This window comes from Olsenella profusa F0195, from assembly GCF_000468755.1.
Taxonomy (GTDB): Bacteria; Actinomycetota; Coriobacteriia; order Coriobacteriales; family Atopobiaceae; genus Olsenella_F; species Olsenella_F profusa.
The window spans coordinates 44,068-56,908 of the sequence record NZ_AWEZ01000037.1; the positions used below are offsets into that span (position 1 = coordinate 44,068).

Annotated in this window: 12 protein-coding genes; 8 read left to right on the top strand and 4 right to left on the bottom strand. The window is 62.7% G+C overall.

Translation table 11 applies throughout. The features are described 5' to 3' along the window. From moaA to modA, 4 genes are read right to left on the bottom strand one after another with little or no spacing between them, the layout of a single operon-like run. Positions 1 to 948, bottom strand: a complete 948-nt coding sequence (moaA, locus tag HMPREF1316_RS04475) for a GTP 3',8-cyclase MoaA (RefSeq protein ID WP_021725721.1) — start codon at positions 946 to 948, stop codon at positions 1 to 3. Further along, a complete protein-coding gene (locus tag HMPREF1316_RS04480; protein ID WP_021725741.1) occupies positions 941 to 2,062 on the bottom strand; it encodes a sulfate/molybdate ABC transporter ATP-binding protein in 1,122 nt (373 codons plus the stop codon). Before HMPREF1316_RS04480 ends, moaA begins: the two co-directional genes overlap by 8 nt. Beyond that, a complete protein-coding gene (modB, locus tag HMPREF1316_RS04485; protein WP_232204440.1) occupies positions 2,059 to 2,766 on the bottom strand; it encodes a molybdate ABC transporter permease subunit in 708 nt (235 codons plus the stop codon). Before modB ends, HMPREF1316_RS04480 begins: the two co-directional genes overlap by 4 nt. Further along, on the bottom strand, positions 2,753 to 3,640 hold the full coding sequence (modA, locus tag HMPREF1316_RS04490; RefSeq protein ID WP_040651390.1) for a molybdate ABC transporter substrate-binding protein: 888 nt from the start codon (positions 3,638 to 3,640) through the stop codon (positions 2,753 to 2,755). Before modA ends, modB begins: the two co-directional genes overlap by 14 nt. Positions 3,641 to 4,030: 390 nt before the next feature. Between modA and galE the strand changes: the two genes are divergently transcribed. From galE to HMPREF1316_RS04530, 8 genes are all read left to right on the top strand, one after another. After that, entirely contained in the window at positions 4,031 to 5,086 is a 1,056-nt protein-coding gene (gene galE, locus HMPREF1316_RS04495; protein WP_021725737.1) for a UDP-glucose 4-epimerase GalE, read from the top strand. Positions 5,087 to 5,092: 6 nt separating this feature from the next. Further along, positions 5,093 to 6,145, top strand: coding sequence for a polyprenyl synthetase family protein (locus HMPREF1316_RS04500; protein WP_021725716.1), 1,053 nt, complete (start codon positions 5,093 to 5,095; stop codon positions 6,143 to 6,145). An 88-nt stretch (positions 6,146 to 6,233) separates the two neighbouring features. Next, positions 6,234 to 7,565, top strand: coding sequence for a serpin family protein (locus HMPREF1316_RS04505; protein WP_021725745.1), 1,332 nt, complete (start codon positions 6,234 to 6,236; stop codon positions 7,563 to 7,565). 219 nt (positions 7,566 to 7,784) lie between these two features. Continuing rightward, positions 7,785 to 8,696: a peptidoglycan-binding domain-containing protein gene (locus tag HMPREF1316_RS04510; protein ID WP_021725736.1), complete on the top strand. Its 912-nt coding sequence runs from the start codon at positions 7,785 to 7,787 to the stop codon at positions 8,694 to 8,696. Between the two features lie 778 nt (positions 8,697 to 9,474). Beyond that, the gene (locus HMPREF1316_RS04515) at positions 9,475 to 10,305 is read left to right on the top strand and encodes a hypothetical protein (RefSeq protein ID WP_021725717.1); all 831 of its coding nucleotides are present in this window, start codon (positions 9,475 to 9,477) and stop codon (positions 10,303 to 10,305) included. Then, complete coding sequence (locus HMPREF1316_RS04520; RefSeq protein WP_021725726.1) at positions 10,281 to 11,285, top strand: ABC transporter ATP-binding protein; 1,005 nt, start codon at positions 10,281 to 10,283, stop codon at positions 11,283 to 11,285. The genes HMPREF1316_RS04515 and HMPREF1316_RS04520 overlap by 25 nt, the downstream gene beginning before the upstream one ends. After that, a complete protein-coding gene (locus tag HMPREF1316_RS04525; protein WP_021725706.1) occupies positions 11,282 to 12,022 on the top strand; it encodes an ABC transporter permease in 741 nt (246 codons plus the stop codon). Before HMPREF1316_RS04520 ends, HMPREF1316_RS04525 begins: the two co-directional genes overlap by 4 nt. 122 nt (positions 12,023 to 12,144) lie before the next feature. After that, positions 12,145 to 12,813 carry a hypothetical protein gene (locus tag HMPREF1316_RS04530; protein WP_156901000.1) on the top strand — a complete coding sequence of 223 codons (669 nt, stop codon included), beginning with the start codon at positions 12,145 to 12,147 and terminating at the stop codon, positions 12,811 to 12,813. Positions 12,814 to 12,841 lie beyond the last annotated feature (28 nt).

Genomic DNA, 12,841 nt, shown 5'->3' on the forward strand with positions numbered 1-12,841 from the left:
TCAGCCCCCTATCTCGTTCATGGGTCGTGCGGAGTCGCTCGCACGACCGTCGTCCATCCTGTGCCCCCGCGGCTTTGACGCGATGCCGCCTCGCATGGCCTCCACCAGCTCCTGGCCGGTAAGCCCGCGAAGATCGACCTCGACCGAGGAGTGAAGGCACGGCTTCAGGCGACCGTCCGCCGTCACGCGGATGCGGTCGCAGCTCGAGCAGAACCTGTGCGTCACGGATCGTATGAGCCCAACGTTACCACGCCAGCCGGGGGCATGGTACAGCTCCGAGACGCCCTCCTTGCCAACGGAGGCAAGCTCGGGCACGGCATCTAGTACCGCATCGGCAGAGACGAAGCATCCCTTGGGCCACCGGGCGCACGCTCCCATGCGCATGAGCTCGATGAAGCGCACTGTAAGGTCGTGGTCGCACGCGAGAAGCGCCATGGTACGAAGCTCGTCGTCGTTCACGCCGCCCACGAGCACGCAGTTGACTTTGGTGTTCGAGAAGCCCGCTTCATGCGCAGCCTCGAGCCCCGCAAGCGCGTCCACAAGCGAGTCCCGCCGCGTGATGCGCGCGTAGCGCTCGGCATTGAGCGTGTCGAGGCTTACGTTGAGACGGGTGAGCCTCGCAGCTCGCAGGTCTTTCGCCACGGGTGCAAGCAGCGTGGCGTTGGTGGTCATGTCCACCTCTTCGATGCCAGGAACAGCGGCGACCATGCCCACGAGGTCCACGATGCCGCGCCTCACCAGGGGCTCGCCGCCCGTGAGACGCACCTTTTGCACACCCAGGGACGCCGCTGCGGCAACAATGCCGCGCATCTCCTCGAACGAGAGGATGTCGGCGCGCGACAGCATGGGCACGCCATGCTCGGGCATGCAGTAGATGCAGCGGCAGTTGCAGCGGTCCGTTACGGAGAGGCGCAGGTAGCGTATGTCACGGCCAAAGTCGTCATGCATGAGGCGCGTCCTCCGTGGCGACCTTGGCGTTGCCAGCCTCCTGCGAAGCGGCTCCAAAGACGAGCGGCATGACCTTCTCGGGAGCAATGCCAAGCGTGACCTGGGTCGGGTTTCCCAGACTGGCCCACATGTCCTTGTCGCACTCATAGCGCAGCAGCGCGCCCGCAGGGGTCCTTGCCATCACGATGGTTGAGAACGTGGAGTCAATCACACGGTCCACCTCGCAGGGGATTGCGTTTGGTCCGGGGTGCAGGCCCGGCATGGTGGTGAAGTAGTGCGCACGGATTCCCACGTGGGAGACGTCTCCGGAACAGGGTAGTGACGTGGCAAGCGTGACGCCCCAGTCATCGCAGGCAAGCGCGCCGGCCTCGCCCGCCACGCGCGCACGGCTCACGTTCTTGCAGCCGCTGATCAGGGCCGCCGCCACGCTGGCGGGGGCACCGAAGAGCGAGTGCACGCTCACCTTGGCGTCAGAGCGGCCGTGGTCAAGCACGCAGACCGTATCGCACATGCGATAGACCTCGTCGCGGTTGTGCGAGACGTACACCGCACCGCCCGGGAATCCGCGTAGGACATCTGCCAGCTCAAGCTCAAGCTGCCAGCGCAGATAGCCGTCAAGTGCCGAGAAGGGCTCGTCCAAGAGGACGAGCTCTGGGTCGCTCGCAAGGATGCGTGCCATGGCGCAGCGCTGCTGCTGCCCGCCAGAGAGCTCGCGCGGGCGGTGGCGCTCGAGGCCATCCAGGCGCATGGCCGCCATCTCGCGCCTCGCGCGGACAAGACGCTCCTCCCTCGTGGCGCCAAAGGCACCGGAGAGCACGTTCTGCTCGACCGTCATGGTTGGGAAGAGGGCATAGCTCTGGAAGAGGTAGCCCACGTGGCGCCTCTGCGGTGGAAGGTCTACCTTTGCCTCGCTGTCAAAGAGCGTGCGTCCACCCAGCACGATGCGGCCGGCGTCTGGCCGCTCGATGCCCGCAATGCACCTGAGCGTCATGGACTTGCCACAGCCCGATGGCCCCAGAAGGGCCATGATCTCTTCCGGCCGCTCCAGGGAGAACGAGACGCCCAGCGTAAAGCCACGCAGACGCTTCTCGATGTCGACTTCCAAGACCGTCATGATGCCGCCCCCGCTCGCGCCGCGACCGAGCGCTGATGACCCTCAAAGAGGTTGAGGGCGAGCAGCACCACGGCGCTTATCGCAAGGTTCACAAGGACCCACTGGAAGGCCTGCGCGTCATCTCCCGTGCGCCACAGCTGGTAGACCGTCGTGGAGATGGTGGCCGTGGACCCCGGCGTGTAGCCGGCAATCATGGAGGTGGCGCCATACTCGCCCAGCGCGCGGGCGAAGGCCAGAACGGAGCCAGCGATGATCCCCTGCCTGCAGCAGGGCATCTTCACGCGCCAGAACACCCAGGCATTCGACTTGCCCAGCGTGCGCGCAGCGTTGGCGAGGCTCTGGTCAAAGCTCTCGAAGGCGCCACGCGCCGTGCGGTACATGAGCGGGAAGCTCACGACCACAGTGGCGAAGATGGCCGAGTACCACGTCATGGTGAGCTTGATGCCAAGGGTGGAGAGCACCCAGGCGCCCACGGGACGCCTGGGACCGAGAAGCATCAGCAGCATGTATCCCACGACGGTGGGCGGCAGCACCAGGGGAAGGGTGAGGACGACGTCGAGCACGCCCTTCACCACGCGGTGAGCATGGGCCACCACATCTGCGAGCCACACGCCGAGGAGAAACACCACCACCGTCGAGGTGGCGGCAATCCTCAGCGAGTTAAGGAGTGGGTACCAGTCCATGGCAAGGCTATGCCTCGGCAAGCGGCGTGAAGCCGACCTTCTCGAAGCAATCGCTTGCGTCCTTCGTCTTGAGGAAGTCGAGGAAGGACTTGGCAAGGTCGGGCTCGGGCGCTGCCTTCGTGGCTGCTGCGGGATAGACCACGCGGCCGCACATCTCCTCGGTGGCCTCGTCGACCATCGTGAGGCTGGCGGAGGTGGCATCGGTCTTGTAGATGACGCCACAGTCGACGGTGGCCTCAAAGATCTGCGAGCTGACCTCCTTCACATTGCTGCCGTAGGTGATGCAGCCGGCGTTGGCAAGCTCCGTCTCGTCGAGGTTGTAGTATGCAAGGATCCTCTGGGTGTACTGGCCCACGGGGACGTCTGAGTTGCCCATGCAGAGAAGGACATCGTGTGCCTGGAGCTTGGATGCCATGTCATCGAAGTTCTGGACGGCCTTGGGGTTGCCGTCGGGCACGCAGAGCGTGACCTTGTTCTCGAGGATGTCGAAGCGGGTGGCGTGGTCGATGCAGTCGAGGCCCTCGTCGTTGCCGGATGCGGCCTGGGCATCGAGCTGGTTCATCTGCTTCTGGCCCGCAGAGATGAAGGCGTCGCAGTCTGCACCCTCCTGGATCTGCTTCTTGAGGGTGCCCGAGGAATCAAAGTCGAAGCTGATGTCCACGCCATCGTTGGCGGTCTTGAAGAGGCCGCCGGCCTCGGTGAGCGACTCGGTGAGCGATGCGGCCGCAAAGACGGTGAGCGTCCTTGCCTCTGCCGCAGACGTCGTATCCGTTGTGGCCGAGCTGGTCGACTGAGCGGACTGCGACTGCGTGCCTCCGCATGCCGCCAGCCCGAGGCCTGCCGCGACGACTGCCACCGACACAAACGAACGCCTGGTAACGCTTGTTCCTGCCATGATGCCTTCCCTTCCCTCGGTGTAGTGCCTGCCTGGGGTGCATCTCTGAGGCGATGCCTTCTTGCGTGCCGCCCATGTGGTGCCTGTGGACTTCACCGCCAAGAACGCGAGGCCTTGCTAACGCCGGAGAATGATCGCCCCGCGTCAGCAGCCTGCCCACGAACGGCGTTCTTGCTTACAAACTATAACGCCGTTCAAACAAAAAGTTTGGGAAAGGTGGCAGACGGAGAAGTTGCGGCGCAGGCGGTGGGGCCATAGCAGGGCGGGGTGAACGACAGTTCCTGAAGCCACCTTGGCAAACCCCACGATGCGAACACATCGGCAACGTATACTGTCTTCCTGGCTTACTTACTGCGAGGTACCTTGGCAAGAGACTCGAGAGGAAAACCCATGAGCGAAGCAAGAGACCCCCAGAACACCTGCGTGCTCGTCACCGGCGGCGCCGGCTTCATCGGCAGCCACACCGTGGTCGAACTTTTGCAGGACGGCTACAAGGTAGTCATCGTTGACAATCTCTCCAATGCCTCCGAGAAGGTCCTCGACCGCATCAGGACCATCGTGGGCGACGCGGCGGCCACCAACCTCACCTTCTACCGCACCGACGTCAGTGACCGCGGGGCCATGAGCGCCGTCTTCGACGAGAACCACATCGACCGCGTCATTCACTTCGCCGGCTTCAAGGCCGTGGGCGAGAGCGTCGAGAAGCCCATCGAGTACTACCGCAACAACCTGGGCACCACCCTCACCCTGGTGGACGTGATGCGCGACCACGGATGCAAGGACATCATCTTCTCCAGCTCCGCCACCGTCTACGGCGTGCCCGACAGCCTGCCGCTCACCGAGGAGAGCCCCAAGAAGCCCGCTACCAACCCCTATGGCTGGACCAAGTGGATGATCGAGCAGATCCTCTGCGACCTCCATACGGCCGACCCAACCTGGAACGTCGTGCTGCTGCGCTACTTCAACCCCATCGGCGCGCATCCCTCCGGGCTCATGGGCGAGGACCCCAAGGGCATCCCCAACAACCTGCTGCCCTACGTGGCGCAGGTTGCCGTGGGCAAGCGCGAGTACGTCCGCGTGTACGGCGACGACTACGACACGCCGGATGGCACGGGCGTGCGCGACTACATCCATGTATGCGACCTGGGCAGCGGCCACGCCGCCGCCCTCAAGTGGATGCGCGGCCGCACGGGCGTGGAGACCTTCAACCTGGGTACCGGCAGGGGCACCAGCGTGCTGGAGATCGTGAGGGCCTTCTCCCGTGCCTGCGGCAGGGAGCTGCCCTACCGGATCGAGCCGCGCCGCGCCGGTGACGTGGATGCCAACTACGCCGACTGCTCCAAGGCGAAGCGCGAGATGGGCTGGGAGGCCCGCTACGCCATAGACGACATGTGCCGTGACGGCTGGATGTGGCAGTCACAGAACCCCAACGGCTACGAGGGCTAGGCATCGATGGCTGGTCAGGACGGCACGGCTGGTACCTTCTTGGCGTACCTCGCCGAGAGACGCCCCGTCATGGAGGCGTACCTCGTCGAGCATGCGGCAGCGCCGCTGCCCGACGAGACGTTCGCCGCGGGCGAGCTCGGCCGCTACCTCTATGCCCCGCTCGCCCGCTTCACGGCGTCCGGCGGAAAGCGCACGCGGCCCGCCCTCGTGCTGCTCGGCTGCGAGGCGGTGGGTGGCGAGACGGCCAGGGCGCTCCCAAGTGCGGCGGCCATCGAGCTCTTCCAATCCGCCGCCCTCATCCACGACGACATCGCCGACGAGGGGGAGCTGCGTCGCGGCGAGCCCTGCGTCCATGTGCGTGAGGGCGTGGGCGTGGCGATCAACATCGGTGACCTCGGCATCGTGCGCACCTTCGCGGGCGTGCTCGAGGACGGGGGGCTGGATGGCGCGACCAAGCTGCGTGTGCTCGACGAGCTCGCGCAGATGGAGCAGCGCACCGTGGAGGGGCAGGCGCTCGACCTCGGCTGGGCGCGCGACGGCCGCTGGGACATCACGACCGACGACTACCTCACGATGGCCGCGCACAAGACGGCCTTCTACTCCGCGGCGTCCCCACTCTCCATCGGGGCCCTCTGCGGCGGGGGCACGAACGAGCAGGTGGAGGCGCTGGGCTCCTTTGGCATGGATGCGGGCCTGGCATTCCAGCTCCAGGACGACCTGCTCAACCTCGTGGGCGACGGTGAGGCGCAGGGCAAGGACTTCCGCAGTGACATCACCGAGGGCAAGCGCACCATGATCGTCACCTGGGCCCTCGAGCACCTGGAGGACGACAGGAAAGACGAGCTCGTCTCGATTCTCTCGGCTCACGCCACGGACGCTGCGACGCTGGCCCGTGCGGTGGAGCTCATGCGCGCGGTCGGCGCCATCGATGCCGTGGACTCCTATGCCCGTGGCCTTGCGAGCCACGCAAAGGGCGCGTTGGACGGCATCGAGCTTGCAGGCACCACCCGCCTGATACTTGCGTCCATGGCGGACTTCTTCGTGGAGCGTGCCACATGAGCGCAACTCGCACTCGGCGATCGTCCCCCCGTCCTACCAGCGGGCTCTTTCGGGTAGAGTGATGTCGTGTCTCGAGAGGGGAGTTACCATGGAACGTCTCATCGAACGTCGCGGCGCCCTGGCTCTTCTCGGTCTGCCCGTCGCGCTGTCCCTGGGGTCATCCCTCGCAAGCTGCGGCTTGCACCTGCCCCCCTCGCTCACGGCGACGGACCTCACGGCAGCTGTGGAGGGTTCCGCACCCCCGCGCTCGCCCATCGGCGACATACTCACGGATACGGACGCCGTGCGCGCCGCCTACGGCTTCACGACCCACCTGCTGCAGGGCCGTTGCGAGACAGAGCCAGAGGGGAGCGTGCTCGTCTCTCCCCTTTCGGCGCTCTTCGCCCTCGCGCTGGCCGAGAACGGTGCCGCCGGCGAGACCCTCTCCCAGATGGAGGAGGCGACCGGTATGGACGTGCAAGGCCTCACGTCCTATCTTGGGGCCTACCTCAAAAGGATTGGCGGAGAGTCCCTCCATGACACGCGGGAGACGGGCGACCCGCTCGCGCTCAAGAGCGCCAACTCGATCTGGCTGCGCGACTCGGGCGGCCTCAGCGTATGCGACAGCTACCTCTCGACCTGCAAGGGCAGCCTTGCCGCGCAGGTCTTCTCCGCGCCGTTCGACGAGACGACGAGGGCCGACATCAACTCCTGGACCAGCTCGAAGACGGATGGCATGATCAAGGAGGTCGTGGGTGAGATTCCCGATGGGGCCCAGCTGTACCTCATCAACGCCCTCGCCCTCGACAGCGCCTGGTCCGACCCCTACGGGGACGACGACGTCCAGGACGACACCTTCACGACCGAGGACGGCACGGAGCAGAGCGTGCGAATGATGCGCTCGCACGAGGTCTGCTACCTCGAGGGCGACTCCGCCGAGGGCTTCGTGAAGCCCTATGAGAACCACGACCTGGCGTTCGTGGCGCTGCTGCCCAAGACAGACGTCGGAATCGGCGGGCTCGTGGGCTCCCTCGATGGCGAGTCCCTGCGCGAGCTCATCGCCCATGCCGTGCCGGGCGTCGAGGTCGACGCGGGACTGCCGAAGTTCACGGTACGCCACCAGGCCCTCCTCAACGACCAGCTGAAATCGATGGGCATGCTGGACGCCTTCGATGCCAGCCTCGCGGACTTCTCGCCCCTGGGAGCGACACCGGCTGGCAACCTCGCCATCGACAGCGTCATCCAGAAGACCTTCATCGACGTGAACGAGCGGGGTACGAAGGCCGCGGCGGCGACCTCGATAGGGATGAGTTCCACAGCCGCAGCCCCCTTTGAGCCAGAAGTCAGGGAGGTCGTGCTGGACCGCCCCTTCGCCTACCTGATCATCGACCACCAGACCACGACGCCACTCTTCGCGGGAGTCGTCACGAGCGTGGCGTAGGGCGAGCCGGCCCAGCGGTGCGCCGGTCCGCGGCTCGTCGCCTCTCGATGCCGCCGCGGACGGTGACGTCAACCATGGGAGGATGGCGCGCCCGACCATGCGGACGAGGGTGGGCCGAATGCCCTGGCCCCTCGCACCGCACGCCCCGCTTGCGTATACTTTTCTGGAGGCACCACCAATGGTGGCGACGCACCTGAGGCACGACAGGAGAGGCACGATATGGATTCCATTAGGGAAGGCGCGACGGGCACCGCGGTCGAGGACATTCAGGATCGCCTCACGTCCCTTGGCTACGAGATCGACGAAGGGGAGCGCGCCCAGGGCACCTTTGGCCCCTCCACCGCCAAGGCCGTCGCCAAGTTTCGCCTCGACCACGACCTGAGCCTCTCCGACGAGATGGACTCCGCCAGCTGGATGGCCCTCGTCGATGAGTGCTACCAGCTGGGAGACCGCACGCTGTACCTGCGTCTCCCCAACTTCCATGGCAACGACGTCAAGCAGCTCCAGGAGCGCCTCAACATCCTGGGCTTCTCGTGCGGCCAGCCCGATGGCTACTATGGCGTGCATACCGAGGCTGCCGTGAAGCAGTTCCAGGAGAGTCAGGGCGCCCTGTCCGACGGCATGGCCTTCCAGGACACCTTTGCCGACATCGAGCGCCTGCACCACGTGTGGGCCGGCAAGCCCGCCGTCGGCCCACACCCCACAGGGGGCATGGGATTCGCCCGTGCCGCCGACGTGCTCGACCGCACCAAGGTTGCCATCACGGCAGAGGATCCCATCTCGCGCAACGTTGCCGGGCGCATCTGGAACCTCGCCTCGGCCACCAGTGACAAGAGCAAGCTCGAGCTCGTGGATCGGGAGGAGGAGGCCGCCGGTGACAGCCGTGCCGTGCTCGTGCTGGCCGCCTCCCCCCTGCCCAAGCACAGCACGCAGGCGAACCTCTCCATCGACGACGTCGACACGCTGCCGCAGCGCCTGCGCACCACCTGCGAGGGCGCGCGCGAGGGCGTGCCCGTCGTGCGCCTGGAGCTGCCCTGTGGCCCCAACTACAACGGGACCTTCACCACGGGGGACGCACAGACCTTTGCCGTGATGCTGCTCGACGCCATCTGCTCGGCCTTTGCCGTGTGATGGGCAGCAAGTGAATTCTAACGGCACAAATAGCCTGACGCTCTCCCACATGGCTCTTGTCAACGACGAGATGGCGCACCCTGACGGGAATGTGGTCTTCCGCCTCTTGGTTCTTTTGGTTGGGGGGCATCGTAGAGCCCTTAGATATTCGGATGTCCATGCACATATCACATGATGGACGCTTAATTTTTTTGAAAAGTGCTATTTAACTGGGAGCTCTATCTTCCACCACGTAAAAAATAAAGTGATGGCCCAATTGATTCTAAAAAATAAACGCTTCTAAAAAATTTAATGGACATCTTCCTAAGAATATGTTACTAATATAGTAGCCTATAGGGGCACGTAACGACAACCGCGTTATAAGGAGTAAGAATGGCTAGTACTATTTCTCGTATCCTCGATATGCTTGACAATAACAGGGGTCAGATTTATTCGGCATTCATGATGACATGGAATCACTAGGGAAACGCATGTCAATCTTCAATCATCTTGACGAGTTCGCGACGGCACTATCGGAAGAGGAGTTCTCGCCAGCACTGCCCGAGCGCCTAGCCGTCACAAAACAGCTATTAGCTTCTGAGTCCCCATCTCTGCGCTCAGTGGCAGCTCCGAGATATGTGACGGATCTAGGCGTGAGGCGTTCAAGTGACGCTGAACGCTTTTACGACATACACTGCAATCTTGCCAAGATTACGCCCCTGTCCAAAGAGCAGCTGTACACATACCTTTCGGCAATCCCTACCGAACACCTTCATTTTCATCTAGAGCGTGCATATTGATGTTTGGTGCCTATGGTGCCTGCGCCGACTATATAACGCAGGCACAAGAGGAGCTATTGGCACAGGGCTCTTACACGACTCTCCTCTATTGCGGAGAAATACTGGCAGCAGTTAGCAATACGAATGCGTTGTGTTTTTTTGATAGGGCTTCTGCGATGGCGTCATCGCAGTCGGACGCTTACGAAGCCCAACACCGCGCCGCTGCTTTTGAGACGAAGCGACTGGGAACGACGCAGGATAGTCACCATCGGCTCATATGTGCCAAAAGGAAGTATCTGAATGGCGATAATAATGACCTTGATCTTGCCCTACTGCTAAACCTTGATGCTCTCAATCTCTGGGACGATGGCATAGATACCTCAGTGATTTTAGAATCCTTGCGCATTGCCGCAGAGAAGGCCAAGGCTGTCTTCACCTCCTCTTGTGAGACGCAGTACACAATTTCCGTCGCGCTACGCTACTACAATCAGATTTGCATCAATATCGCTCAAGTATTCGCACGGGATAAGAAGTATGACCGAGCAGTTAAGACTCTCACCCAGTGTCTCGACAATTGCTGTGCCGCGGCATCAGAGTATATGCCGGAAATCCTCGGTGAACTCTCCTACTTTGAATATCTTAACCAGGATTACCTACTGTCTATACAGTATGCCAATTTGGCATTCATGGCATTCAGGCAAATTGGCGGGATAGTCGCGATGGAACGCACGAGACAGGTGGCGGTCGGATCGCTTATGCGACTCGGCCATGCTCGGCATGCGGCTAAAATTGCGTCAGACATTGACACCGACCCACTTGGACTTTCATGGAAACCAGAGCTGATTTCCTAAACACCTCACTACCACTTGAGCTGCATCGCCTAGCCCGCGTGCTAGGCAAGGAGAGGTTCCCCGCACTTAAGGACGTCTCACTACGCATTAATCCAGGCACCATCCATGCTCTACTCGGTCCCAACGGGGCCGGTAAGACCACGACTATCAAGGTCTGCGCCGGACTGCTGTTTCCCAGTTCCGGAACGGCCCTAGTAGGTGGTGTTGACGTCGCGCAGCGCCCCGAGGAGGCCCGTAGACGGAGCGGGCTCGTGTTTGGGGGGGAGCTGGGCTTCTACCCACGCGCAACTGCCCGTGACAACCTATTGTATCTTGCGGACATCGCTGGTGTTCCCACACGCGAGCGCGACAAGCGGGTCAATGAGGCGCTGGAGCGCGTAGGATTGTCCAATAGGGCAAATGCCAAAGTGGAAGCACTCTCACATGGCATGGTCCAGCGATTGCATCTCGCGCGAGCCATCTGCCCCAAGCCACCTCTCCTGCTCCTCGATGAGCCCACCTCGGGACTCGACCCAGAGGTCTCCCTCAGAATACGTACCCTCATCCGCACACTGGCAGACGAGGGTACGGGCATCCTCCTTACGAGCCACCTCATGGGCGAGGTCGAAGAACTCGCTGATGTCATTTCTCTCATTGGGGATGGGCGTGTGACGTTCACGGGTTCCGCCTCAGATATCGCCCGCAAAGCCCACATCTCAGCTGTTACCACAGCAACCTTCAGCGCACGGGAATGGGAGCGGTTGGGAGACGTTGAGGGAGCACTCAATGGACGCGCCTCTGCCGTCTGGAAGGCCCATGCAAGCTCTTGGATCCTTACGTTGCTGTGGCACACGCTCGAGAGATCCTACACGCAGATGCAGGCTTACTTTGCCTCCGTCTGCGCCGAACGTGGGGTCACGCCGCCCGATGATACCCTCACCAGGGCTCCGAGCCTGGAGGAGTCGTACCTCTCGCTGGCCGATGGATTGGCACGGCAATGAGGTGGTTGCGCGTGTGCTGGTTCAACCTGAGGCAGTTTTGTGCAGTGAGCCACTTCGCACAGACCATGGTCCTTGTAACAACGACTACCACACTCGTGCAGTGGCTCGGCATACGTGTTTGGGGCGGAAACGCCACTGTCGCTTGTATGCGGGCAGCAATGATTGGCATGTGGACCACATCAGTCTTCTCAGCCGGCCTCTTGGGCTTCGAACGCCATAAGGGCACCCTCGTCCACCTGGTATCAGACAGTCGCCACACCCTCGCCACACTTGCCCTGGTGGTGCTCTCAGCTGCCACCTTTGGTCTCGTCTCTTTTCCAGCCGCCTGGATTGCTTGGGCGCTTCTCTCCCATATAGTCGTGCCGCTTCCGAATGTTGGACTCGTGTTGCTGTTCTGGCTCGCATGCTCATCGGTGTCACTCGTAATTGCAAGCCTGTTTGTCCTCACACCCAATGCCATCGCCTACGAGGGGCTGCTCCTAGCTCCCGTCATGCTCGTTTCAGGCCTCCTATGGCCGCTCGCCGACATGCCTGCGCGCATGGCCGACGTCCTGCGCCTCGCCATTCCTCTCGCGGCGCCGGTCGAGGCCCTTCTCAGCACTGCCACTGAGGTGCCCATCCCTCTATCAGTCCTCTTGGGACTCATATCCAGCCTAAGCTGGATTGTGCTCGCCTGGGTCCTTGGGCGACTCGCCCTTAGACGTGCGCTCGTATCGGGCACCCTCGAGGTGATGTAGGCATGGGTGGCCCCAAGGAAGCCTCACGCGTCTCACCGTGCTCACGAATCGTAACTGCGGTACGGGTATCATGGTCGGCCTCGGTATCGTTCGCCTCATTCGGTACCACCCTCACGGCACTCGTGGCACTTCCCCTCTTTGACGTCCTCTTCGCCACCGGCATGGGCAGAGCCCTCGCAAGCGATGACATCCTACGCGCGGCCTTCTCCTCCGCAGTGGCCTCAGTGGCCCTTGGCGTCGCTGGTGGCGTTGTGAATGCCGTCGTCGCAGCACATGGTCGGGGTGTCCTAGCGCTTGTGCTCACCGCACGGCGATTCGACCCCATCTTCTGGATCGCCGTGGGCGTGGCGCCAATCGCGACGTCACTTATCACTGGCCTCGTGACCATAGGTGGCATAGCCCTCTTCACGGGTACCATCGGATCGACCATGGCGGCCGACGCCGCGGTGCTGGGCCTTGTCGCGCTTGTGATCGGCTGGCTCTTGGGACTGTTCGCAGCCGGCATCTCCATCATGGCAACGAATCCCTACCTGGGCGCTACGATACTCAGTGCAACGTTTCCCGTACTGATTGGCGTCATCGTCCCCACGAGCCTCTATCCTGAGTGGTTGGTGGCCCCGTCTCTCGTAACACCACTCGCGCGCTCCCTCTCCTGCCTTGGTTATGGGATACCCGCTGGCACGATGATTGTAGATCTTGCGCTAGCAGGGGCATGGGCCTTCGTGGGGCTTGCCTGGACGCGCATGGCTGTGGCGCGCATGCGGAGAGGGTATGGGCACCTGCTACCCTGAGCGCGACAAACCATTGTGGAACTTATCG

Excerpts from the sequence above, each read along its gene's own strand:
- moaA (WP_021725721.1), bottom strand. The coding sequence starts at position 948 with ATGCATGACGACTTTGGCCGTGACATACGCTACCTGCGCCTCTCCGTA.
- HMPREF1316_RS04480 (WP_021725741.1), bottom strand. The coding sequence starts at position 2,062 with ATGACGGTCTTGGAAGTCGACATCGAGAAGCGTCTGCGTGGCTTTACG.
- modA (WP_040651390.1), bottom strand. The coding sequence starts at position 3,640 with ATGGCAGGAACAAGCGTTACCAGGCGTTCGTTTGTGTCGGTGGCAGTC.
- galE (WP_021725737.1), top strand. The coding sequence starts at position 4,031 with ATGAGCGAAGCAAGAGACCCCCAGAACACCTGCGTGCTCGTCACCGGC.
- HMPREF1316_RS04500 (WP_021725716.1), top strand. The coding sequence starts at position 5,093 with ATGGCTGGTCAGGACGGCACGGCTGGTACCTTCTTGGCGTACCTCGCC.
- HMPREF1316_RS04505 (WP_021725745.1), top strand. The coding sequence starts at position 6,234 with ATGGAACGTCTCATCGAACGTCGCGGCGCCCTGGCTCTTCTCGGTCTG.
- HMPREF1316_RS04510 (WP_021725736.1), top strand. The coding sequence starts at position 7,785 with ATGGATTCCATTAGGGAAGGCGCGACGGGCACCGCGGTCGAGGACATT.
- HMPREF1316_RS04515 (WP_021725717.1), top strand. The coding sequence starts at position 9,475 with ATGTTTGGTGCCTATGGTGCCTGCGCCGACTATATAACGCAGGCACAA.
- HMPREF1316_RS04520 (WP_021725726.1), top strand. The coding sequence starts at position 10,281 with ATGGAAACCAGAGCTGATTTCCTAAACACCTCACTACCACTTGAGCTG.
- HMPREF1316_RS04525 (WP_021725706.1), top strand. The coding sequence starts at position 11,282 with ATGAGGTGGTTGCGCGTGTGCTGGTTCAACCTGAGGCAGTTTTGTGCA.